This window comes from Rahnella variigena (assembly GCF_003610915.1).
In the GTDB taxonomy this organism is placed as follows: Bacteria; Pseudomonadota; Gammaproteobacteria; order Enterobacterales; family Enterobacteriaceae; genus Rahnella; species Rahnella variigena.
In genome coordinates, this window is record NZ_NSDJ01000002.1 from 617,108 (window position 1) to 640,699 (window position 23,592).

22 protein-coding genes are annotated in these 23,592 nt (G+C 52.7%); 9 read left to right on the top strand and 13 right to left on the bottom strand.

Annotated features, from left to right (window positions below; all coding sequences use genetic code 11):
• Nucleotides 1-7: 7 nt before the first annotated feature.
• The 4 genes from chbR to CKQ54_RS24785 all read right to left on the bottom strand — a co-directional run bounded on the left by chbR (nt 8) and on the right by CKQ54_RS24785 (nt 3,079).
• Nucleotides 8-844 (bottom strand): transcriptional regulator ChbR, encoded by an 837-nt coding sequence (gene chbR, locus CKQ54_RS24770; RefSeq protein WP_147412497.1) that lies wholly within the window; start codon nt 842-844, stop codon nt 8-10.
• 14 nt (nt 845-858) lie between these two features.
• Nucleotides 859-1,206, bottom strand: coding sequence for a PTS N,N'-diacetylchitobiose transporter subunit IIA (chbA, locus tag CKQ54_RS24775; protein ID WP_113876517.1), 348 nt, complete (start codon nt 1,204-1,206; stop codon nt 859-861).
• Nucleotides 1,207-1,269: 63 nt separating this feature from the next.
• Nucleotides 1,270-2,628: a PTS N,N'-diacetylchitobiose transporter subunit IIC gene (gene chbC / locus CKQ54_RS24780; protein ID WP_112289611.1), complete on the bottom strand. Its 1,359-nt coding sequence runs from the start codon at nt 2,626-2,628 to the stop codon at nt 1,270-1,272.
• A gap of 127 nt (nt 2,629-2,755) precedes the next feature.
• On the bottom strand, nt 2,756-3,079 hold the full coding sequence (locus CKQ54_RS24785) for a PTS sugar transporter subunit IIB (protein WP_279630537.1): 324 nt from the start codon (nt 3,077-3,079) through the stop codon (nt 2,756-2,758).
• A gap of 344 nt (nt 3,080-3,423) precedes the next feature.
• On the opposite strand from CKQ54_RS24785, the gene CKQ54_RS24790 reads away from it, so the two are divergent.
• The gene (locus CKQ54_RS24790) at nt 3,424-4,458 is read left to right on the top strand and encodes a LacI family DNA-binding transcriptional regulator (protein ID WP_120163301.1); all 1,035 of its coding nucleotides are present in this window, start codon (nt 3,424-3,426) and stop codon (nt 4,456-4,458) included.
• On the opposite strand, the gene CKQ54_RS24795 is transcribed toward CKQ54_RS24790, so the two are convergent.
• Complete coding sequence (locus CKQ54_RS24795) at nt 4,450-5,208, bottom strand: AraC family transcriptional regulator (protein ID WP_120163342.1); 759 nt, start codon at nt 5,206-5,208, stop codon at nt 4,450-4,452. The two genes, CKQ54_RS24790 and CKQ54_RS24795, sit on opposite strands and share 9 nt — an antisense overlap.
• Nucleotides 5,209-5,302: 94 nt before the next feature.
• Between CKQ54_RS24795 and CKQ54_RS24800 the strand changes: the two genes are divergently transcribed.
• Complete coding sequence (locus CKQ54_RS24800) at nt 5,303-5,695, top strand: nuclear transport factor 2 family protein (protein ID WP_113876520.1); 393 nt, start codon at nt 5,303-5,305, stop codon at nt 5,693-5,695.
• Between the two features lie 93 nt (nt 5,696-5,788).
• Here the strand turns inward: CKQ54_RS24800 and CKQ54_RS24805 are convergent, their stop codons facing one another.
• Nucleotides 5,789-6,991 (bottom strand): MFS transporter, encoded by a 1,203-nt coding sequence (locus CKQ54_RS24805; RefSeq protein WP_120163302.1) that lies wholly within the window; start codon nt 6,989-6,991, stop codon nt 5,789-5,791.
• A gap of 63 nt (nt 6,992-7,054) precedes the next feature.
• Between CKQ54_RS24805 and CKQ54_RS24810 the strand changes: the two genes are divergently transcribed.
• Nucleotides 7,055-8,098: an AraC family transcriptional regulator gene (locus CKQ54_RS24810; RefSeq protein ID WP_120163303.1), complete on the top strand. Its 1,044-nt coding sequence runs from the start codon at nt 7,055-7,057 to the stop codon at nt 8,096-8,098.
• 271 nt (nt 8,099-8,369) lie between these two features.
• Here CKQ54_RS24810 and etsC read toward each other — a convergent pair whose 3' ends face one another.
• Genes etsC through etsA form a run of 3 tightly spaced genes read right to left on the bottom strand, consistent with a single transcriptional unit; the run spans nt 8,370 to nt 12,868 of the window.
• Entirely contained in the window at nt 8,370-9,740 is a 1,371-nt protein-coding gene (gene etsC / locus CKQ54_RS24815; RefSeq protein ID WP_120163304.1) for a macrolide efflux RND transporter outer membrane subunit EtsC, read from the bottom strand.
• A gap of 3 nt (nt 9,741-9,743) precedes the next feature.
• Nucleotides 9,744-11,684, bottom strand: coding sequence for a MacB family efflux pump subunit (locus CKQ54_RS24820; protein ID WP_120163305.1), 1,941 nt, complete (start codon nt 11,682-11,684; stop codon nt 9,744-9,746).
• Nucleotides 11,681-12,868 carry a macrolide efflux RND transporter periplasmic adaptor subunit EtsA gene (gene etsA, locus CKQ54_RS24825; protein ID WP_120163343.1) on the bottom strand — a complete coding sequence of 396 codons (1,188 nt, stop codon included), beginning with the start codon at nt 12,866-12,868 and terminating at the stop codon, nt 11,681-11,683. The genes CKQ54_RS24820 and etsA overlap by 4 nt, the downstream gene beginning before the upstream one ends.
• 629 nt (nt 12,869-13,497) lie before the next feature.
• Here etsA and CKQ54_RS24830 point away from each other — a divergent pair.
• The 3 genes from CKQ54_RS24830 to CKQ54_RS24840 are packed head-to-tail and all read left to right on the top strand — an operon-like array spanning nt 13,498 to nt 17,326.
• The gene (locus CKQ54_RS24830) at nt 13,498-14,223 is read left to right on the top strand and encodes a gluconate 2-dehydrogenase subunit 3 family protein (RefSeq protein ID WP_120163306.1); all 726 of its coding nucleotides are present in this window, start codon (nt 13,498-13,500) and stop codon (nt 14,221-14,223) included.
• Between the two features lie 46 nt (nt 14,224-14,269).
• Nucleotides 14,270-16,039: a GMC family oxidoreductase gene (locus CKQ54_RS24835; RefSeq protein ID WP_095925350.1), complete on the top strand. Its 1,770-nt coding sequence runs from the start codon at nt 14,270-14,272 to the stop codon at nt 16,037-16,039.
• Nucleotides 16,040-16,054: 15 nt separating this feature from the next.
• Nucleotides 16,055-17,326: a c-type cytochrome gene (locus CKQ54_RS24840; protein ID WP_425272826.1), complete on the top strand. Its 1,272-nt coding sequence runs from the start codon at nt 16,055-16,057 to the stop codon at nt 17,324-17,326.
• A gap of 56 nt (nt 17,327-17,382) precedes the next feature.
• Here CKQ54_RS24840 and CKQ54_RS24845 read toward each other — a convergent pair whose 3' ends face one another.
• Complete coding sequence (locus tag CKQ54_RS24845; RefSeq protein ID WP_120163308.1) at nt 17,383-17,772, bottom strand: DUF4440 domain-containing protein; 390 nt, start codon at nt 17,770-17,772, stop codon at nt 17,383-17,385.
• A complete protein-coding gene (locus CKQ54_RS24850; protein ID WP_120163309.1) occupies nt 17,769-19,157 on the bottom strand; it encodes an MFS transporter in 1,389 nt (462 codons plus the stop codon). Before CKQ54_RS24850 ends, CKQ54_RS24845 begins: the two co-directional genes overlap by 4 nt.
• A 114-nt stretch (nt 19,158-19,271) precedes the next feature.
• Here CKQ54_RS24850 and CKQ54_RS24855 point away from each other — a divergent pair, with 114 nt between their 5' ends.
• Nucleotides 19,272-20,195 carry a LysR family transcriptional regulator gene (locus CKQ54_RS24855; protein WP_120163310.1) on the top strand — a complete coding sequence of 308 codons (924 nt, stop codon included), beginning with the start codon at nt 19,272-19,274 and terminating at the stop codon, nt 20,193-20,195.
• Nucleotides 20,196-20,214: 19 nt separating this feature from the next.
• Nucleotides 20,215-20,742 carry a GNAT family N-acetyltransferase gene (locus CKQ54_RS24860; protein ID WP_113876530.1) on the top strand — a complete coding sequence of 176 codons (528 nt, stop codon included), beginning with the start codon at nt 20,215-20,217 and terminating at the stop codon, nt 20,740-20,742.
• Nucleotides 20,743-20,751: 9 nt separating this feature from the next.
• Here CKQ54_RS24860 and CKQ54_RS24865 read toward each other — a convergent pair whose 3' ends face one another.
• Nucleotides 20,752-21,381, bottom strand: a complete 630-nt coding sequence (locus CKQ54_RS24865; protein WP_120163311.1) for a Vat family streptogramin A O-acetyltransferase — start codon at nt 21,379-21,381, stop codon at nt 20,752-20,754.
• A gap of 123 nt (nt 21,382-21,504) precedes the next feature.
• On the opposite strand from CKQ54_RS24865, the gene tehB reads away from it, so the two are divergent.
• Nucleotides 21,505-22,104, top strand: a complete 600-nt coding sequence (gene tehB, locus CKQ54_RS24870; RefSeq protein WP_120163312.1) for a tellurite resistance methyltransferase TehB — start codon at nt 21,505-21,507, stop codon at nt 22,102-22,104.
• 56 nt (nt 22,105-22,160) lie between these two features.
• Here the strand turns inward: tehB and CKQ54_RS24875 are convergent, their stop codons facing one another.
• Nucleotides 22,161-23,579: a gamma-aminobutyraldehyde dehydrogenase gene (locus tag CKQ54_RS24875; protein ID WP_120163344.1), complete on the bottom strand. Its 1,419-nt coding sequence runs from the start codon at nt 23,577-23,579 to the stop codon at nt 22,161-22,163.
• Nucleotides 23,580-23,592: the final 13 nt, after the last annotated feature.

Below are 23,592 nucleotides of genomic sequence, written 5' to 3' on the forward strand. Positions count from 1 at the left end.
ACCGACATTAATTAATACTGCACAACTTCTTCCGGTAATGGTTCGGCGTAAAAGAAGTCAGCTTTTTAAAGTTTTTAATAAACATACTCGGGCTACTGTAACCGGAATCAAAAGCAATATCCGTGACCGAGTAGTTGGTGATCTCCAGCTGTTTTTTGGCAAAATCAATACGGATTTCATTTATAATCTGCATCGGCGTTTTGCCATAATGTCGCTGCGTCGCGCGCGTCAGGTATTCCTGCGACTTCCCGGAAAGCTCCACCATATTGGATAATGCTTTATCACCGAAGCGCGCTTTATCATGCATTTTCTCAATCGCCGTTTTCAGCCAGACTGGAATATCAGGCGTCACTTCTGATTCACGGTGATGACGTAAGCGGTTAACAATATAAAACGTCACCATCTCCAGAAATTCATTGAATTCACCGTTGCGGAAATTCAGTGAAGCAATGACCGACTCAATATAAGCCAGGAATTCCGTTTTTATCTGATAGACCTGCGATGCAACAAATCTGGCAGGTAATAAAGATAAATAATGTTGCTCGAAAAAAGCTTTACTGATCCCAACATTTAAAATCCGGGTGGCACCAAATTCATAAAAACTTTGATGGTTAGAACCTAACGGGATGAAAACGAAATCGCCACGTTCTAAAAGTACCCGTTTGCCGTTAACGTGTTGAAAATACCGGCCAGTCAGGACGATGGTGAACTCATAGTAGTCATGCTCATGCAACCCGGAGATGCTTTCTACCTTGTTGTAGATAAACATGTGGAAATTCTGACCGTCGAAGAGTTGATTTTCGCGCGCTGTCTTAATTTCCATACTGAGTACCGGTGGCTGCATTATGGTTCCCTACGTTATTTTATTTTCTCATGAAGCTCAATGAGTTCTGCAATCAGTTCGCGGGCGAGCATGGATGTCATCAGGTGATCCTGCGCGTGAACCAGCACCAGGCTGACTTTGGTTTTGCCTTCGCCCTGATCTTCTTCAATCAGTTTGGTCTGTATCAGATGGGCTTCATTGAGCGCCATTCTCGATTGCGCCATCACTGCACGCGCCTGCTCAAAATCGCCTTCTTTAGCTTTTTTCAGTGCTGAATACGCCAGGCTGCGGGCCTGTCCGGAGTTAATAATCAGCCCCATCACCACTTCTTCTAAATCCTGCAGTTCGCTTTCGGTATCAACAATGCTGTCTAAATCCATCATTTTTATCTCTCCGTGATTTACCGGGTAGCGGCAGGAAGCTTGCCCCGCCGCTGTCCGTTCAGATTAAAATTTCAGTGCTGCGGCAATGTCTTCTTCGCTTTCTTCTTCCTCGATTATCGCCTGCGCTTTGTTCGACAAGATTACGAAAGGCATATAAACCAGCGTGGCGATACCAAGGTTGAACAGAGCCACTAACAAGGCGGCGATGCTGCCGTTACTGTTAAAGAAAGCACCCAGCCCCGTCGGCATGGTCCATGGCGCAAGGTTCGTCACCGGTGGAATAATCCCCATGCTGTAAGCCGCCAGCGTAATCGCAGCCAGAATCGGCTGAACCAGCACGAACGGAATAAACATCACCGGGTTCATGATAATCGGCAGGCCGAACAGGATAGGTTCGTTAATCTGGAAGATGCCTGACGGCAGCGCAAGCTTCGCGACCTGGCGGTGATCTGCACGGCGTGATGCGATAAAGATGGCGATAATCAGACCCAGCGTCGCTCCGGAACCGCCCAGCAGGATGTAGGAATCCAGCATCGGTTTGGCCCAGAAGTGGAAGGTTTTACCCGCGTCAATCGCTGCGCTGACAGAACCGTACTCGGTATACAACGCAATGTTTTCCAGTGCCCAAGGCGTCATGATGCCGTTGTCCAGTGCGGTCAGCGCCAGTGAACCATGCACACCGAAGAACCACAGCAGGGAGTTGAAAATCACATACGCCCAGCCGACTACGCTGCCCATCGCCGCCAGAGGTTTGGAAATAGAATCCATAATAATCTGGTGGAAGTTATGACCGTATAATCCCAGCAACCAGGAAATGACCCCGAAGAAGAACAGAATAATAAAGCCCGGAATTAACGCAGAGAATGAACGGGAAACCGACGTCGGAACGCTCGCGGGTAACGTAATCACCCAGTTTCTGCGAATAACAAAGGTGAACATTTCGGCGACAACCAGACCGATTATCATGCCTGAAATAATATTCGCGCCGCCTAACCAATTTGCACCGACCGCATAAGCTTCACCCACGCTATAAGGGGTAACCGTCATAAATGCGGCGACAGCTAATAAGCCTGCGGAAAGCGAATCGACTTTTCGTTCTTCTGCTAATGCCATACCGATAAAGAACGGTGCCATTAGCGACATAATACCTAACGTTCCGTTATAGACATTAATACCAATCGTTTTTAAACCGGCCAGCGTTTCAATGGTTGATGGGTCTAAACGTACGCCCAGAGAATAAAAGAAGGAACCGGCACCGAAGTTCAGAAATACGTTATTAATTAAAACGAACATGGCGCCAGCCAGGGTCAGCGGCATTAATTTGATAAAACCATTTTTGATGGCATTAATATGCGGCTGTTTACCTATTTTGACGGCAAAAGGAAGAAGTATCTTTTCAAGTGAATCAATGGCTTTGCTCATTGGGATTTTCCTTTAATGCCGCCATCCGGCGGCCAGGGTATGAAATTCGCTCTTTGACTGGAGTTCTCTTTGACTTAAAAATTTCAATATAAAGACGTTCAATTTAAAAATAAGGAAAAACGGTAAATTACTGCGCTGCTGCTTTTTTGATCGCAGCAACCGCTGCTTTCAGTACACCTAACCCATCAATTTTGCCGTACAGAGCAGAATCGATCACTTCAACCGGTTTGCCCGGTAATACTTTTTTGATTTCGTCGAGCATGTAGGCAATTTGTGGTCCGAGTAACACCACATCTGCGGCGGCACCTTTTTCGGCAGCCAGTGTTTCTGGGAATGCTTCGATAATGACCGGTACTTCATATTTCTCGGCCTGGACTTTCATTTTAGAAACCAGCAACGAGGTAGACATTCCGGCGGAACAAAACAAATAAATGACTTTCTTTTCCATGATGAAACCCTCATATCCCGAATAAATTACAGCTCCGACAACGGTTCCTGGTAAACCAGTAAGAATGCTTTCAAAGCCAATCGATGAAAATGACCTATTGTCTCTGCCTGAATGGAGTATACGGCATCGCTTAGGCAGGGGATAATTCTCAACTAACCAAAATTGTCTCTCCTTGACCAACGCCTATGACTCCCTTCACGTTTTGGGCAAATAATTCGCGGGGATAAATAAGATTGCGGCGCCCATGAAGCAACAACAAATTAACATTTAAGCCTACCTAAGCCGGTTATGTTATGAGAAACTAAGAATGTTTGCGCAAACATTCTTGTATCGATCCCCGGACATCAGTGAACAACGTTTTGAATACTAAAATAAAAACCCAAAAAGGCCGTTCCCGTACGGCTACGCTCGAAGATGTCGCCCAGGCTGCCGGACTTTCTCCGATGACAGTCAGCCGCGCCTTAAACAATCCCAAAGTCGTTCGCCCTGCGACCATCGCGCGCGTGATGGAAGCGGTCAACAGCACCGGATACATCCCGAATATGCTGGCCGGTGGACTGGCGACCAGCCGCACCAAACTCATTGCCGTGGTGGTGCCACAAATTAACAACAACATGTTTGTCGATACCGTTCAGGCGATCAGCGATCAGCTGGCGGCACGCGGTTACCACATGTTGCTGTGTATTGTCGGCTACGAGCCGGAAGACGAAACCGATATTGTCTCGACGCTGCTTTCCCGCCGGCCGGATGGCATCGTGCTGACCGGTATTCATCACACGTCAGAACTGAAAAGAATCATTCTTAACGCCAATATTCCGGTGGTAGAGATTTGGGATCTCACGCCAACACCGATTGATATGCTGATTGGCTTCTCGCATGAAAAAGTCGGTAATGCCATCGGGGAATACTTCGCCGCTAAAGGGTTTACGCATTTTGGTTTTATCTGCGCCTCAGACCGCCGCGCGATGGTACGTAAAAACGGAGCGATAAGCGTATTGCGGGCAATTCCTGAGCACGACATAAAAGAAGTGATTGTCTCACGTCCCGCTAATATGGAAGTCGGACGCCAGGCACTGCGCCAGTTGCTTGAGAGCGGTCACCGGTTCGACGCCATCATTTGCAGTTCCGACACCCTGGCCCAGGGCGCCATTATGGAAGCTGAAGCGCATGGCTTACGTGTTCCCGATGATTTCTCGGTGATCGGTTTTGCGGATTTGAATTTTGCTGCACACAACCGCCCTGCCATTACCACCGTCAGCGTCGATAAATGGGATTCAGGCATCCGCGCGGCGGACATGCTGGCGGATAAAATCGAAGGCATCGCGGTTGAGGAACCTATAGTCGATATCGGCTACCGGCTTGTTATCAGGGAATCAGCCTGATGCCTTTTGTCGACTCTCCGTGCGAAGGAGGGCATTTTGAAACTGCCCCGGCGTCTTTCCAAAACGTTGCCGGAAGACGTCGATATAAGCACTGACGTTGCTGTAACCACTTCTTAACGCCACCTCGCTGACCGGCAAGCCGGCAAGCACCCATTGCAATGAAGTGACAACTTTTGCCTGCTGTCTCCACTGGCTAAAACTGAGGCCGGTTTGTTGAGTAAACAAACGACTCAGGTTGCGAACGCTGAGCCCCCATTGTTGGGCAAGCTGCGTCTGGTCCAGCTCGCATGCCGGGTTTTTCAGTAATTGATTCGCGACATTACGCGCCCGGCGATCGACGGGCAACGTCAACTGAAGCGGCAAGTCAGGAGCTCCGGCAATTTCAAAGCCTAATAATTTGAGAAGATGGCTTTGATATTCCGCAGGGGATGAAAGATCACCTTCCCGGCACAGGCGTTCCAAAATCGCCATCACGAAGGCATCTGCCCCATAGACACCCGGATGAGCGGGAAACGGTGAGCAGGAAGCAGGTTCAAGGTAAAGGCTTTGACCTTTCACGCCTGCCGGAACCCAGGCGCTGTGGCTGACATCAGCGGGAAACCATCCCAGTGATCCCGGTGTGACAGTCCACTGTACTGACGTCGTTTCAATGACAAGAATGCCATGACTCAACCAGTACAGCTGACCGGATGCGTGTTTATGCCAGGGCGTCGAATGCAGACTGTCGTAGTCGAATCTTTCAATTTTCATCTTCTGGCCGGTTAACCGTATATCTTGTCCAGATACGGATAATACCCTCATCCGCTCTTCCCGTACTCTTACTGTTCTCAAAATGGAGGAACCGATGAAAAAGACAACTCAGACAGTCATTGATGCACTGCAAAACGTGGTCTGCAGCCCTGAACACAGCGAGCATGAAATTGCCCTTTACTTTGATCCGGGCTATCAGCAGGTGGTCGATGGTCACCGGCTCGATTACCGCGAATTTATTCAGCATATGGCGCTGCTTAAATCACAGACCACACAAATAAAAGTCTCTGTTCTGTCAGCTGTCACGGAGGATCAGACGGTGTTTACACACCATCATGTCAACGCAGCAAAAATTCAGGGTGAACACTGTGAATTTGAAGTTTTTGCCCGCTTCACGTTGTCATCTGGAAAGATCATCCGCTGCGAAGAACTCACCCGGATGATTCGCGGCACATCAGGCGACCGCGATCTTGGGGGCAGACATTAACAGTCCCCCACTCTTTGCTTAGGGGTGGGGACCACCACCCGATAACCAGGCTTAATTGATAGGTTACCCTTCACTCGCTACCTGGTCTGGTGGTCAGGTCAGCGCGCCCCTCACCTTTAGTCCAATAACGAGCGTGGCAAAAAACATGATGCAACTGGCGGTGATGAAAACACCTGTTGCACCGCTGATACCAAAGAGTAATCCTCCCAACGCCGCACCCGCAGCAATTGAGGACTGAACGGCTGCGACTACCATGCCGCCAGCGGTTTCAGCCTGATCGGGAACCGAACGCGCTACCCAGCTTGACCACGCAACCGGTACGCCACCAAATGCCATCCCCCACAACGCGACGAAAAACATTAATCCCTTTTCCTCCAGTGGCAGCAAAATCATGCTTAATGCCGCGAAACCGACAAGTGCTGGCATGAGTATCAGGGTAAGACGCAGGCTTCTCTCCATCAGCCACCCGGCCAGCAGCGTACCGATAAAATTAGCGATGCCAAATCCAAGCAGTATCAAAGACAAACGATCCACATCGAGTTGGGCAATATTTTCAAGCGCCGGGCGAATATAGGTAAACAGCGCATACTGACCCGTATGGGCGATTACACACCCCGTCATTCCCATCGCAATGCCTGGGCGGCGGAGTAAATCCATGACAGATGACGTTATCGTCATTCTACGCGGCGCCATTCCAGGAAGGGTAAACAGCTGAAAGATCAGTGTCAGCACGCCGACTGCGGTTGCAGCGATAAAAGCACTACGCCAGCCATAAAGCCCACCTAAATAGCTCCCCAGCGGGATCGAAACCACAGTACCGACAGCAATACCGCTAAAAATAATGGAGAGAGCACGCGGAACGCTTTTAGCAGGGACCAGCCGCATCGCTACGGCAGCAGCCATACTCCAGAAACCTCCCAGCGCGATGCCCAGCAAAATGCGCATGACTAACAGAACAGCCAGACTGGATGAAAGTGCGACAAGCAGGTTGGAGGCAATCATCAGCACGGTAAAACCCAGCAAAACATTTCGGCGATCATAATTACGCGTCAGGCGGGGAACCATCAGACCCGCAAACAGGGCCACCACCGCCGTTACCGTTACAGACTGACCAGCCAGAGCTTCGGTCACACCGAGATCGGCGGCCATGGGTGTCAACAGGCTGGCAGGAAGATATTCTGCAGTTAGCAAGCCAAACACACCCATCGTCAGTGATATCACGGCCATCCATGCAGACTCTTTGGGTTCCGCCCTCTTCAAACTCGCGGATACAGCTTCAGTTGCTTCATTTCTCATAACACACTCTTCTTGGAGTAAAAATCACAATGCCAAGTCTAGAGTTGAGCAGCTGGACGATCTATGATGCCACATCCTGATTTTTTACCCGAAACGCCGATTATGTATGTGAATAAACATTTTGCCCTGTCATCCGAGCTCATCAGTGAACTGCTGCTGGAAATGCGCCTGCGTGGCGTGCAGTATCGCCGTTTACAGACTGGCTCTGAATTTGGCGTCGGTTTTAGCAACAGACCGGGACATGCCTATTTTCATTACATCGCTGTGGGCACTGCTGTGCTTCGTACGCGCGACGGGACGTTGCACGAACTGAAAGCCGGAAGCATGGTATTTATGCCGCAGGGTGAGGAGCATCAGCTTTTATCGGATGTCAGCTGTTCATTTCAACATATCGACACGTTAGGCTTTGCACCTTTGGGCGAGGCCGTCAGCGGAATCAATACTTGTCCGAGTTCGCATCCGACACCCAGCACGGTTCTGTTTTATGGCTGTATGGAGTTCGATCTTGGTGGAATGCAGGGTCTTGGTAAACTGATGCCGCAAGCCATAGTGGTTGAGGCAAATGAACAGATCTATCCGGGACTGGTTCCCATACTGGGCGCGATGAAATTTGAAATCTGTTCCGGACGCGCAGGATTTGCGGGCATTCTGGCACGCCTCGCAGAAGTGGCGGCCGCCATGATTGTGCGTGGATGGATCGAAAACGGCAGCGAGAACGCCGCTGGCCTGATCGCTGCGTTACGTGATCCCCGACTCGCCCGTGCTATTCTGGCCATTCATCGCGATACGAGTCGGGAGTGGTCTGTTGCAGAGCTCGCTGCACAGTCGCATGTGTCACGTTCTGTTTTTGCTGAACGCTTCAAATCAATCATCGGCATACCTCCCCAGCGCTATGCAAGGGAGGTGCGAATGCGCATCGCAAGTCACTGGATTATTCACGATAAGATCTCAATTGACACCGTTGCTCTTCGCCTCGGTTATGCCTCACAGGCAGCGTTTAGCAGAGCTTTTAAGCGCATCAATGGATATCCGCCGGGCGCTATGCGTCAGCGACCCGCGAGACAAAGGGGAATCGCATCAATCACCCATCCGGGCTCTGCCGTTTAAATGGATAAGGAGCATTTACCGCTGCTGGAAGACCAGAACCCTCAACGACGAAGCGAAATAAGAGATGGGAGAAAGGGTTAAAGGAGAAATCTGGTACTCCGTGCCCATATGAAAAGCTATTTGATCTGTGCATTTGCCAAAAGCACTTTCACTCCACTCAGAGGTGTCGCAGTTCGCTAAAAAGCACGCCTCCAGGCTGACGTCATCTCTATTAGGATGGATATACCCACGGGGATCCGTTCCATCCTATTAAGAAATGAGTTATCCGTATTTATGGGAACGTCGCCGAACCCCCGAATTCCAGATAGATTTTCGCCAGATTTTGGAACTGATTAAAGCGGTTTTCATCCAGTGATAGCTCCGCCTGGCGGCGCTTCTCCTGAGCATCAAGCCAAAATGAGACCGGCACAGCGCCCTGGCGATATCGTACTTCGTTCAGTCGCTCAGACTCCCTTGCCAGTTCAAGTCCTTCATGCAGCCTTTTTTCCTGCGCCAGTAACTGGTTACGCAGGGACAGCTCGTCTTCAATACTGCTCATCGCTTTATAAAGCGACTGCTTAAACTCCAGTAATCGCTGTTCGTAGTCGTTGCGGGCAATTTTTACTTCCACGCCCTGTTGCCTCCACTCGAGAAACGGCAGTGTCAGGTTGGCGCCAACGGAACCGACAGGATTTTGCAGGAAAGCCATCAGCGAGCTGCTGCTGGTACCCAGAGAACCGGTCAGACTGAAAGCGGGATAGAATTCGGTGCGCCTGATATCAACGGTGGCCAGAGCTTCACGCACCCGCCACTCTTTAGCACTGATATCGGGTCGGTGTCTCAGCACGCTCGCCGGAATGTTCGCATTAACCGCGGGCATTCCCCCTTTTGGCAACGTCATCGGTTCAGCCACGGGGCTGCCTGGCGCGGTACCCAGCAATACCGCCTGCTGATTCAACGCCTGCAAACGTTCACGCTGCAGCCCGGTGAGTCTGTTTTCCTGGGTCAGCAAGCTTTGCCGGGCATCAACCACATCAAGTGATGAAGCACCACCCGCGTGGTAGCGAGCCATCGCCAGGCGTAGCGTTTCTTTTGCATAACCGATGCTCTGCTGAAGGACGCTTATCTGTTGGTTAATAAAACCAATGCGCCAGTAGTTGTCACTGGCCTCTGAGAGCAAGGTCAGGCGTGCTGCACGCAGATCCTCTTCTGTGGCCTGACTTGCCCAAACCGCGGCATCTCGCTGCCGGGCTATTTTGCCCCACAGATCCAGTTCATAACTGGTATTCAGAGTGGTGGAGCTGCCCTTTTCCCAGCCAGATGCGCCGCTAAGTGGTTTTCTGCTGTCCATGCCCAGCGTCCCTTTTAACCCAGGATCGCTTGCAATGCCCACTCTCTCGGCGTCAAGCCTTGCCCGGTACATCCTTAACACGGCTAAAGCCACGTCATTATTGCTTGCCATCACCTGGCGTAACCAGCTATCAAGCAGGGGGTCATTAAACGCGTTCCAGTCAAACGGTGCGGACTCCCCGTCGGCATCGTCGTGATACCAGCTGGCCGGATACTCTACGGCAGGCGCGTGATAGTCGCTTTTTAGTAAGTTTGCGCAGCCTGCGCTGAGCGTGGCGGCAAGGCATAAAGCCAAAGGGGATAATATTTTCATAGGTTACTCGCTGGCCAGTGAAGCGACCGGATCCATCCTTGCCGCCTTGCGGGCGGGGAGATAACCGAAGATCATGCCAATGATTGTTGAACAGACAAATGCGGCGGCAGCAGCCTGCCAGGAATAGATGGCGGTAAACATTCCGCCTGCCAGTGCGGTGAAAAGAGCGCCTGCGGCATACGACAGCGCGATGCCTAATGCCCCCCCTATCAGGCACACCAGGACGGCCTCAATCATAAATTGCTGCATGATATCGCTTCGACGCGCTCCCACCGCCATCCGCACGCCAATTTCATGGGTACGTTCGGTAACGGACACCAGCATGATGTTCATCACCCCAATACTGCCGATCATCAGTGAGATGCAGGCAACCATAAGAATCAAAATGCTGAAAGTCATCGAAGTACTTTCGATGGATTTTCTTATCTGTTCAAAATTATAAAGCTGGAAGTCTTTTACGCGGTGACGCTGTGTCAACAGCTGAGATATAGCACTGACAGCGGCCTCGTTAGCCACATTGTCCTTCAGCCGGACGCTGATGCTGGTCAGTACCGGTTTACCTGCCATTCGGTACATTACCGTACTGTAGGGCATCCACACGGTAATACGGTTAGGTGCATAGCTACGGTTATTGCTCTTAGCGATGCCCACAACGCGTGCAGGAACGGAACCGAGGAATACAATTTGCCCCAGCGCCTTTAACCCCGCCTCATCAAATAACGCTATGCGGGCATTTTCATCGATGATCACTTCCTGCAGGGCGTTACGATCGTCCCTGAACGTTGCCCCCTGCAAAATCTCGATGCCATTAACGCGGAAGTGATCTCGCCCAACGCCATTGATTGAGGCGGTTGCGGATTTTCCGCGAAAACGAATGGTGTCTGAGGCACTGACTTCCGGGCTTACGCTGTCAATAAATCCCTGCTTCGCCAGTGCTGCAGCATCTGCAGGCACCAGCGTACGAATGCTTTCGGCGCTGTCGTCGAAGAAATCGCTCCCGGGATAAATGCTCACTACGTTGGTGCCCAGATCTTTAATATTCTCCAGCGTCCGCTGCTTCGCCCCTTCACCGAGCGCCACCACTGTGACCACGGCAGCGATGCCGAAAATAATTCCGGTCATGGTTAAGGTTGTGCGTAAACGGTGTGCGTTCATCGCTTTCAGCGCCATTCCCAGCGATTCACGTGTACGATCGAGAAAACTTTGCCAACGACTTTGCCGGGTCCTGTTGGCGGGCGGCAGTTTTTCCGTCGCGGTCAGGCGGCTGCCGCTGTCTGAGATAATTTCGCCGTCGCGCAGTTCGATAATCCGCTGAGCATGTTGCGCCACCTTCATGTCGTGGGTCACTATCACCACGGTATGACCCCGCTGGTGAAGTTCGCTGAGGATGGCCAGCACTTCCTGCCCTGACTGTGAATCCAGCGCACCGGTCGGTTCGTCCGCCAGAATTATCTCCCCGCCATTAATCAGCGAGCGGGCAATACTGACGCGCTGTTGCTGACCGCCGGAAAGTTCACCGGGTTTATGATGCTCCCGCCCTTCCAGCCCGAGCCTGCCCAGCAGTGCTGCGGCTCGCAGCCGACGCTGGTCACGCCCGCTGTTGGCGTAAATCGCAGGGATCTCAACATTGCCCAGTGCGCTGAGGTCTGGCATCAAATGATAGCGCTGGAAGATAAAGCCGATATGTTCCCGGCGTATTCTTGCAAGCTCATCCGGTGAAAGCTGGGCAGCATTTTGCCCGCCGATGTAATAATCCCCGCTGTCGGGGACATCAAGGCAACCCATGATGTTCATCAGGGTCGATTTACCCGACCCTGAGGCGCCGATAATCGCCACCAGTTCACCTGCCGCGATCGTCAGACTCACCTCTTTGAGGACGGTAAGCGTCTGGCCACCATTACGGTAGGTACGGCTAATACCGTTAAGCTCAATAATATTGCTCACAGCACGAACCCTTCCCCAGGTGCTTTTTCACCCGGCTGCGACAGCACCACCTTTTCCCCGACTTTCACGCCATCAAGGATCTCAATATCCACGCTGTTGGTTATTCCGGTTTTTACCTGTCGGGTTTCAAGCTTGCCGTTACTTGTCAAAACCTGCACCTGCTGCTTATTGCCATCTGCTTTATGCACCGCCTGAATGGGCACCAGAAGCGTATTTTTACCTTCACCGGCAAGCAGCGTGACCTGAGCAGTCATGGCAATTCGCAGCCGGTTTTCCGGATTGGGCACGTCCAGCAGCGCGTTGTAGTAGACGGACGCATTCGAGGTACCTGAGCCTGATGCCGAACTGCTGCTGGCAAGCGTGTCGTCTTTCATTACCGATTCCGGCGCCAGTTCAACGGTGCGCAGTATCGCGTCATACTCTTTGTCAGGTTCCGAGAAAATGGTGAAGCGCGCTTTTTGGCCGATGAAAATACGGGTGATATCGGCCTCAGAGATCTGCGCCTTAATGGTCATCACATCCAGTCGTGCAAGCTTGATAATTGTCGGTGCACTTTGGCTGGAGTTAACCGTCTGCCCTTGCTGGGTCACTACTGCGATAACGATGCCGTCCATCGGCGCGACGACACGTGTATAGCTCAGGTCGACCTTTTTCTTATCCACCTCGATCTGCGCCTGCACCAGACGCGCGTTTAGCGACAGTAGCTCCGCACGCGTGGTCGCCAGCGTGGCTTCTGCGGACTCAAAATCTTCACGTGAGCTGGCTTCTTGGTTAAGCATCTGCCGCTGCCGTTTGTAACGGAGTTCAGCCTGTTTTAAGAGCGCCTGCTTGGCTTGCAGATCGGCTTTGACCACGTTAAGTGCGGCTTCTGCGGTGCGCAAATCATTACGCTGCGGCACATCGTCAATGTCAGCTATCGGTTGCCCTTTAATGACCTGATCGCCAGGCTTAACTTTCAGCGATTTTACCTGGCCTGAGACCTGAGCACCGACGTTAACGCGCTCAATCGCATCGATTCGGCCGGTAGCCAGTACGGTATTTTCAATATCCCCTTTACGCACCGGAGCCGTGACATACTCCGGGACCGGCGCGCTGCGCAGGAAGAACAAGGAGACGGTGATAAGAACAGTAAGCATCACCGCAGCAAAAATGGCGACGCGACGTGAAGGGAGTTTCATTAACATTGTGCGGGTTTTCCATAACATTAAAACGCAGCGATATAAGATATCATTTTGCCCCCCTGAGTCTCTACGGGAGTTAAACACGGGGTTAGCGGCTATCCCCTTGCACAAAGTCGGAGATAGCACATTCCCGGATCCCTCTTGGGATTAAAGTGAACGGGTAGCCTCATTGGAGGTTGTCGTTAATCATCTTCACCCTCTCTTTGCCGGGGAAGGGTTAACTTGTAGCTTATTTCAACTTCACTTTTGTCCCACAAATAGATATCACCCTAATTGAAACCCATTCCCATTTGTTAAAAATGTTAGCTAACATTCATAACAACAAATAACAGAAACTTTCCGTTCGAAATTAGATTGAACTAAATCCAGCCAATGGAATTATAAAGAAGACTTTGATAAACAATGCTATTCCTTCTCTCATTCACCACACACCAACAAAGCCATATCTGACTGTTTTTAATGAACTTTAAATCAAATTAAACCTGTAAAAAACATTGGAATATTTCCCACCTCATAGTTCATGTGGAATTTATTCATTTATTTTAAATGTAGCGGTGATATTATCGGCTTGTACCCAAAAATAATAATAATTAACCCAAACTTAACATCAGGCATGTGAGAGTCGTAATTCTATGCTCCTTCAAAAAAAAACAACCCGTCGCAAGTTTTTACTTGGGTCGCTGATGGCTTTGCCTGTCGGGACCATCATGATGAAAGGGCTGTCAGCGGCACAAGCTGCGGAAATGGCTGCCCCGGATTTGCTCGATTATAAACCGATATTTTTCAGCGCCGATGAGTGGCAATTTATTATGGCCGCCGCTGACCGTCTGATCCCTGCTGGCGGCAAAGGTAAAGCGCCGGGCGCACTCGAAACCAACGTGCCGATTTTTATCGATCAGCAAATGCACGGGGATTTCGGTGAAGAAATTTACATGCAGGGCCCGTTCAACGTGCATGCACCGGCGACGATGGGATATCAGATCCCGTTCCGTCCGCAGCAAATCTACAAAACCGGCATTCGTATCGCGAACAGCTGGTGTCAGCAAAATCATCAGAAAGCCTTCCATGAGCTTAACGATCAGGACAAAGACAACGTACTGACGCAGCTTCAGAAAAACGGCATTAAGTTTGCGGACGCAGGCGAAGAGAATCTTGTCGCTTCGCAATTCTTCAGCGAACTGCTTTCAGACACCAAACACGGTTATCTGGCAGATCCGATCTACGGCGGAAACAAAGGGATGAAGGCGTGGATCGCCATCGGATTCCCCGGCGCTCGCGCCAGTTTCACCGAGTGGGTTAAGCAGCACAACGTCCCGTATCCGCTGGGGCCAGTGAGCCTGCAAGGCGCGCGTGCCTGATTGCCGCGCCCTAATTCCCCTTTTCTGATGACTGACAGGATTTAAGATGGCAAAAGTAACTAAACCAGAAGTCGACGTCGTTGTTGTCGGCCTCGGCTGGGCTGGCTCGCTGATGAGTATCGAACTGGCGATGGCAGGCCTGACCGTTCGCGCCCTCGAACGCGGCGGCGATCGCGGCTACGAAGAATTTGCATACCCGAAACCGGCAGACGAGTACGCTTATGCGGTGCGTAACAAAGTCATGGCGACACCGGCTGAAGCCGCGGTCACCGTGCGTTACAACATGAGTGAAACCGCCCTGCCGACCCGTAAATGGGGCGCGTTTGCGCCGGGTACCGGCGTCGGTGGTTCTGGTCTGCACTGGACGGCGGTACTGATCCGCCCGACGCCGACCGATTTAAAGCTCAAAACGTATGCAGACGAAGCGTATAAGCCGGGCATCCTGCAGGAAGATATGCGGATCATGGACTTCCCGTTCACGTGGGACGAAATCGAGCCGTATTACACCAAGTTTGAGCACATTTGCGGTCAGTCCGGTAAAACCGGTAACCTGCGCGGTCAGATTATGGAAGGCGGCGACCCGTTCGAAGGGCCACGTTCCGAGCCGTATCCGCTGCCAGCGCTGGAAGATACGCTCAACAGCAGCATGTTTGCTGAAGTCACCAAAAAGATGGGCTATCACCCGTTCCCGAACCCGTCGGCCTGCGTGTCCCGCGCGTGGACCAACCCTTACGGCAACCAGATTGCGCCGTGTAACTACTGCGGTTATTGCAGTAAATATCCTTGCCTGAACTACTCAAAAGCCTCGCCGCAAACCGCCGTGATGGACGCACTGAAACGCATGGATAACTTCTCTTATGAAGTCCATGCCAACGTGCTCAAAGTCGAGTTGCACGATGATAAGAAAACCGCCAAAGGCGTGATCTACATGGATGCAGACGGCAATGAATGCTTCCAGCCTGCGAAAATCGTGGTGCTGAGCAGCTTCCAGTTCTGTAACGTGCGCCTGATGCTGCTGTCCGGGATCGGCAAACCGTACAACCCGATCACTGAAGAAGGCGTGATTGGCCGTAACTATGCGTTCCTGAGTAACGGCGGCTCGACGCTGTTCTTCAAAGACAAAAACTTCAACCCGTTCGCCACCGCAGGCGCTACCGGCCAGATGTTCAACGACATCTCTCCGGGCAACTTCGACGGCCCATCTTTAGGCTTTATCGGCGGCGCGAAAATCCACAGTTCTCAGGCCACCGGCACACCGATCAGCACCTCGCTGCCAAAAGGCACGCCTGCGTGGGGCACCGGCTGGAAAGAAGGGATGGAAGAATGGTACGGCCATTCGATGAAAATCAGCATCACGACGACCTGCCAGTCGTATCGCGATATTTATCTGGATCTCGATCCGAACTACAAAGATGAATACGGCTATCCGCTGCTGCGCATGACCTTCGACTGGAAACAGAACGAACTCAAATTGCAGCAATACCTGAAAGGCATCGTCGGCAATATCACCAAAGAGCTGAACCCGGACAGCTACAGCGAAAGTTTCCTGCCGATGGACGCGCATTTTGACCTGACCAAATACGTTTCCACGCATAACGTGGGCGGCGCAGTGATGGGCGATAACCCGAAAACCTCGGCACTGAACAAGTTCCTGCAAAGCTGGGATGTACATAACGTGTTTGTGCCGGGCGGTAATGCGTTCCCGCAAAACTTCCAGGCCAACCCGACGGACACCATCGGCGCGATCACCCTGATGGCGGCGCAGGCGATTAAAGATCAGTACCTGAAAAACCCAGGCCCACTGGTTCAGGCATAAGCGGAGATGAACAGGATGAAACTTAAAAGTTTATTTATCGCTAATGCTCTGCTGCTGGGAGCAGGTTTTATGGCGAACGCGCAGGCGGATACCAATACAAAATCCGATAACGCAGCGCTGATCAAACAGGGCGAATATGTGGCGCGTCTGGGCGACTGCGGGGCGTGTCATACGGTCGCGGGCAAACCGGCGTTTTCCGGCGGACTGGCGATCAACTCTAATCTGGGCACCATTTATTCCACCAACATTACGCCAGATAAAGACCACGGCATTGGCGGTTATACCGAAGCGCAGTTCTCGGATGCGGTGCGTAAAGGCGTTCTGCCTGACGGCACCCGTTTGTATCCGGCGATGCCTTATCCGGATTACGCCAAAATTAATGACGAAGATATGCACGCGCTCTATGTTTACTTTATGCAGGGCGTAAAACCGAGCGCGGAACAACCACCGGAAACGGATCTGAGTTTCCCGTTCAGTCAGCGCTGGGGGATGCGTTTCTGGAACTGGGCGTTTGCCTCGGATAAGCCTTTCAAGCCAATCGGGGGGGCTTCTGAGCAGATAAACCGTGGCGCGTATCTGGTGGAAAGTCTCGGTCACTGTGGCAGCTGCCATACACCGCGCGGTTTCGGTATGAACGAGAAAGCGCTGGACAGCAGCGACTCTGATTTCCTGGCGGGCGGCAGCCTGAATAACTGGGACGTCCCTTCCCTGCGCGGCGTCGCGCACTGGAATGAACAGGAGATCGTCGATTATCTGGGCAAAGGGCGTAATGACAAAGCGGCGGTTGGCGGCGAAATGACGTCTGTGGTGGAAAACAGTACCGCGCACATGACCGATGACGACCTGAAAGCCATCGCGGCGTATATCAAATTCCTGGGCGGCAATCCGCCGGTTCCGGCAGAGGACACGCAGAAAGCCAGCGCGACCGAAGCCAAACTGACAGCGGCAAAAAATCTCAGCGAAGGCGAGCGTTTGTATCTGGATAACTGCGGTGCCTGTCACTTTGTCACCGGCAAAGGCGCACCGGGCGTGTTCCCGCAGCTGGATCAGGCAACGATTGTGAACGCCAAAGACCCGACCGGATTAATTCACACCATTTTGGCGGGCGCACAGCAACCGTCCACCGCGCGCGCACCGTCCACGCTGGTGATGCCGGGCTTTGCTAACCGTCTGACGGACGAAGAAGCGGCGCAACTGTCGACCTTTATCCGTCAGGGCTGGAGCAACAATGCTCCGGCAGTGACCGCAAAAGACGTCAGCGAAGTCAGAAAAACCCTGACGAAGTAATCACTTTTGCAGACTCAAACGGCTTTCCTCGCGGAAGGCCGTTTTTTTATACTCGATCAGGCGGCTGGTGTTTCATGCAAATGACGCCACAGAATTTTCCCTTCTGCATCCGTCACAAACAACACCGTCGAATAACGCAGCGTTTCCGGCTGACCGGGCAACTGCTGGCGTTCCTGATACGCAACGACCGCGCCTTTTTCACTTTCAGCAATCAGCACCGGCTTTTCGACCTCAATCTTCAGCCCGCTTTTCGCGCCCCGCTGCGCCCTGAAAAAAGCACATAACGCCGGATGATCCAGCCGGTGGCCGGTGATGGTTACCATCGAATAGGCCGGACTAAACCGCGCCAGCAGTTCATCACAAACCTGCTCAGGTGCAGCGGAGTCTGTAAACCAGCGCTGAATTAACACATGCGCATCAAACACTTCTTTCACATAACGATTCATCTTCTTTCCTTTTGAGCTTCCTGCTGATGCAGTTCCTGCACAATTTCACGGCCCGGCAACCGCAGACACAATATAACCGGAACAATAACGCTGGCGGCGGCAAAAATGAACGCCAGCCTGAACGCAGATTGCGGGAGGTAAATCTGCAAAATATTGAGCATCACGCTGACCAGCGTCACGCCCAGGCAAAAACTTAGCTGGCGGTTGATGTTCCACAAGGCGCTGGCATCGGCCAGTTTCTCCGTCTGAATATGTAAAAACGCGCCACTTTGCGCCGTGCTGCTGCACAAACTGCTGCCCGCACCCATCAGCGTAAACGCGGCGATCGCCAGCCAAGGCTGTGCGGGAAACCCGCTGAGCAGCGCCAGCAAGCCAATACCTGCGCCATGTATCAGACAGCCGGGAATAAACAGCGCCCGCGGCCCGATCCGGTTAAACATTTTGCCGGTAAAACTGATGGCTGCAAACGACGCCAGCGACCAGGGCAGCATCAGACCACCCGACTGCGTTGCCGAGAAATGATGTTCATTTTGCAGATACAGCATCGCGATCAGGCTGACGCCGGTAAACACGCCGGGAACCCACTGATAAACCAGCATGCCGGTGCGCAGCAGCGGATCTTTCATCAACGTCAGATCCAGCAAAGGCTCAGGCTGTTTTTGGGATACGCCAACAAACATCGCCATCAGCCCTGCGCCCGCCAGCAAGAATGCGCTGCCGCTCAGCCATTCACTATTTTCACCCAGCGACGTCAGCCCCCATAACACCAGCGTCAGCCCGCTGTTAAGCAGCGCGAATCCCTTCACATCAAACCGCTCCGCCGGTTCCCGCGGCGTTTGTGGCAGCCAGCACAGTGCCAGCACCCAGGCCAGCAGCGCCAGAGGCAGACTGGCAATAAACACCCAGCGCCAGCTGAAACTGTCCACGATAATGCCGCCGATGGCCGGAGAAAGCGCCGGTGCCAGCAGCCCGACCAGCATGATCACTGCCGACAGTCTGGCGCGTTCATGGCTGCGGTACAGCGCGTACGTCAGCGTCTGCCCGAGCGGGATCAATAATCCGCCGCCCAGCCCCTGCAAAACCCGCCAGCCAATCAGCGTGGTCAGATTTCCGGCGCTTGCTGCGCCAACAGAGGCAAGCATAAAAATCGTCAGTGAAAGGATGAAAATCCAGCGCGCCCCGAAACGTGCGGCCAGCCAGCGGCTGAGCGGGATAACCAGCGTCAGCCCGAGAATATATCCGGTGCTGACCCACGCCAGCGCGCTGACCGGTGCATCAAACTGCCGTGCGATGCCGGGATACGCCACGTTAGCGATAAACATGTTGATCAGATCAACGATAAAACCGAGCAAATACACCGCGGCAACCCGCGCTCTGTGACTCATCTGCACTCATCCATAATCAGTTAAGACGTGCAATCTAACGGAGATATTATCCGGGATAAACGGGCGCGGCGCAGTTACACTGTCAAAAATATTTTGACAATCAGGAAGTATGAAATGCTGAATTTGCAGCGGCTGGAGATTTTCGTGGCGGTGGTTAACGCAGGCAGTTTTACTGGCGCGGCAGCTTCGCTCGGGCTGACCAAGGCAGTCGTCAGTTTCAACGTCAAACAACTGGAAAGCGAAACCGGCGTCGCGTTGCTGACCCGCAGCACGCGGCGGCTGGCGCTAACTGAATCGGGCGAACGCTTTTATCAGCGCTGTCAGGATTTATTGCAGGAAGCCGAATCGGTACTGGATGACGTACGCCGGGAACACGGCGGTCTGAGCGGACAGCTGCGCATCACCAGCACGCCTGAATACGGCGCGCGGGTGGTGGTTCCGGCGCTGGCCGCGTTTTCTGCGCTGCATCCGCAACTGCGCATTCAGCACGTTGCGTCCTCGAATCACGATGACCTGATTTCCGGACGCTTCGATCTGGCGATCCGCCTCGGTCAGTTAGCCGATTCCAGTCACCACGCCGCCACGCTGGGGAGTTTTGAAATCCTGCCGGTCGCTTCTGCGGCATATTTGCAACAATCAGGAAGTATTCAAACACCGGAAGAGCTTGCCCAGGCTTCATGGATTGCGCACAGCCGGTTGCCGCTGCCAATGAGCTGGCCGGTAACCCATACCCGTGGGGAGCAAATTCCGTTTCGTGTTTCTTCGCCTCCGGCCGTGACCGCCGACAGCGCATCGGCGTTGTTATCTTTTGCGCTCGCAGGAGCAGGCGTTGCATTGCTGCCCGACTGGCTGGTGCAACCGGAAATCGATGCACAGCGTTTATGCCATTTGCTGCCCGATCACCGGTTCCCGACACAGGGCATTTTCGCGTTGTATCCCAACACCCGCCATGTTCCTGAGAAGGTGCGGCGGTTTATTGATTTTTTGCAAAAACAGATGGCGGAGTTTCCCGCTCGGTCTAAGATTTACTTCAGCTAACAGAAGGAAAACGCTGACTATGATCCTCGAAACATCGCGGTTGTTGCTCCGGCCTGTCGAGGCTGATGACATCGGTTCATTTTTTGCTATTTACGGCGATCCGCAAACTAATCTGTTTAATCCGCGCGGTCCGCTCAAAGACATGGCGGCAGCGAAGGAAAAACTTAGCGGCTGGTTACAGGAATGGCCGGAACACGGTTTCGGCCATTGGGCGATAACGTTGAGTCATAAGCCGGATGAGATTATCGGCTTCGGTGGGCTGGGAGTTCGCGAAGGCTACGAAAATCACCGGGTATTTCTCGGCTATCGCTTTGCGACCATCGCGTGGGGAAAAGGGCTGGCAACGGAGTTTGCCAGCGCATCGCTGAACGCAGGTTTCGAAAAACTGCATCTTGAGCGGATCTCCGCCACCGTGCGCGAAAATCATCTGGCTTCGCAGCGTGTGCTGGAGAAAATCGGCATGCAAAAAGTCGGTTTTGAAGGTGATCCGGTACATGGCACCGGCAGTTACCTTTACCGGCAGACGGATCACCGCACAATCCGCTGATCGCTAAAATCAGCAGGCGGCCAGCGCGTCAACGTCACCTGCGGTGATCAACGCCAGATTTGTGGAAATTTTATCTGCTGGCCAGTTCCACCAGGCGATCTGCTCCAGGCGGGCGATCGTCTCATTGTCGAAACGGTATCTGATGACCTTAGCCGGATTACCTCCCACGATGGCGTAAGCAGGGACATCACCGGTGACCACCGATTTCGATGAAACAATGGCTCCGTTCCCGACCTTAACGCCGGGCATAAACAGCGCTTCATAGCCAATCCACACATCATTCCCGATCACCGTATCGCCTTTATAAGGCAGGTCTTCTGCCGCAGGCATCACCTTTTCCCATCCGTTGCCAAATATCTGAAACGGATAGGTCGAAATGCCAGAGAGCTTGTGATTCGCCCCGTTCATGATGAATTTCACCCCGCGGGCCAGCGCGCAGAACTTTCCAATCACCAGCTTATCGCCAATAAAAGGAAAGTGATAAAGGACGTTGCGCTCGAAATCTTCTGAATCAACAGGATCGTCATAGTAGGTGTAGTCGCCAATAATAATATTGGGGTTGCTGACGGTGTTTTTGATGAAGCAGACCTGAGGAAATCCCTCCATCGGATGCTTGTTATCGGGGGACGGACCAGACATGTTATCTCCTTATAAAAATGACCCGGCGGGATATGATGCAGGCCCCATTAAGAGTCATGGTGCCAGCACTCTATTTTAGAGGATAATCGCGGGTATACGATTCACTATTCAGGAAATCCGCGAATGACACAACACCTCGCACCAGAAGACTATTACACCGAAAAATACGGTCTGACCCGTACCCATTCCGAAATTCTCAACGCGGTAAATTATGTTCAGCCGGGTAAAGCGCTGGATTTGGGGTGTGGCAGCGGACGTAACTCGCTGTATCTCAACCTGAAAGGCTTTGATGTCACCGGCTGGGACAACAATGCGATGAGCGTCGCAAAAGTGCATGACATTATTGCCGCAGAATCCCTGCAACACATCAATATCAGCGAGCAGGATCTGAACACGCACCGTTTTACCGGCGAATACGATTTTATCTTTTCAACGGTGGTGATGATGTTCCTGCAACGCGACAGCATCCCGCATATTATTCAGGATATGCACGCTGCGACAAAAACCGGAGGCTACAACCTGATTGTCGCCGCGATGGACAGCCCGGATTTCCCGTGCCCGTTGCCCTTCCCTTTCACCTTCCAGCCTGAAGAACTGCGCGAGTATTACCGTGGCTGGGAAATCGTGAAGTACAACGAAAACGTCGGCGAGCTGCATAAACGCGACGAAAACGGTAACCGCTATAAACTGCGGTTTGCGACGCTGCTGGCGAAAAAGATTTGATGTGAAATAAGCTGGCGGGAACGCCGCCAGCCCTGTAAATCGGCCGAAGCCGGATGCTAGTGTTTTATCATCACATGCCGGATTGCCGTGTAATCTTCCAGTCCGTACATCGACATATCCTTGCCGTAACCGGATTGCTTTTGTCCGCCGTGCGGCATTTCGCTGACCAGCATGAAGTGCGTATTCACCCAGGTACAACCGTATTGCAGACGGGCGCTGAGGCGATGGGCACGACCGATGTTTTGCGTCCAGACCGACGAAGCCAGCCCGTAATTCGATTCATTTGCCCAGTCGAGAACCTGCTCTTCGGTATCGAATTCGGTGATGCTGACCACCGGCCCGAACACTTCGCGCTGCACAATTTCATCTTCCTGACGCGCTCCCGCCAGCACGGTAGGCTGGAAATAATAGCCTTCACCGCGCACGCGTTCGCCGCCGGTGACAACCTGAATATGCGCCTGCTGTTTTGCGCGTTGCACGAAACCTTCCACCCGTTCTAAATGCGCAGCCGATACCAGCGGCCCCATTTCGGCGCTTTCATCCGTCCCGAGTTTGATCGTAGAAACGGCTGCGCCGAGCGCGTTGACCAGCCGCGAATAAACCCCTTTTTGCACATAGAGTCGACAGGCCGCGGTGCAGTCTTGTCCGGCGTTGTAGAAACCGAACGTGCGCACGCCTTCCACCACCTGATCGATATCCGCGTCATCAAACACGATCACCGGCGCTTTGCCACCGAGTTCCATATGCGTGCGTTTGATACCACTGGTGGCCTGCGCTACAATTTTCTCGCCGGTTGCGACCGAGCCGGTCAGAGAAATCATCCGCACTTTATCGTGATGCGTCAGTGCGTTACCCACCGTCTGACCGTCGCCAAACAACACATTCAGCACACCCGCCGGGAACAAATCCTGCGCCAGTTCGCCCAGCTTCAGCGCCGTAAGCGGCGTGATTTCAGAAGGTTTGATCACCACACAGTTGCCCGCCGCCAGCGCCGGAGCAATTTTCCAGGCAGCCATCATCAGCGGATAATTCCACGGCGCGATGGAAGCAATAACTCCCAGCGGATCACGGCGGATCATGGAAGTATGACCGGTCAGATACTCGCCGCTGGCCAGTCCGTTCAGGCAACGGCTGGCACCGGCAAAGTAACGAAACACATCGGCCACCGCCGGAATTTCATCGCCCAGCGCCAGATGAAAAGGTTTGCCGCAGTTCAGCGATTCGAGTTTCGCGAGGGCTTCAGCATTGGCTTCAATGCGATCGGCCAGCGCCAGTAACAACTCAGAACGGGTTTTCGGCGTGGTTTGCCCCCATTCAGTAAAAGCTTTGTGCGCCAGATCGACAGCCTGTTTGGTCTGCTGCTCGCTGGCCTGCGCCAGTCGCACTATTTCCTGCCCGTTATGCGGGTTGTAAACCGGCAACGACGTCCCTTTTCCGGCAACCAGCTCACCATTAATCAGCATGTTCGTTTGCATTATTTTTTCCTTA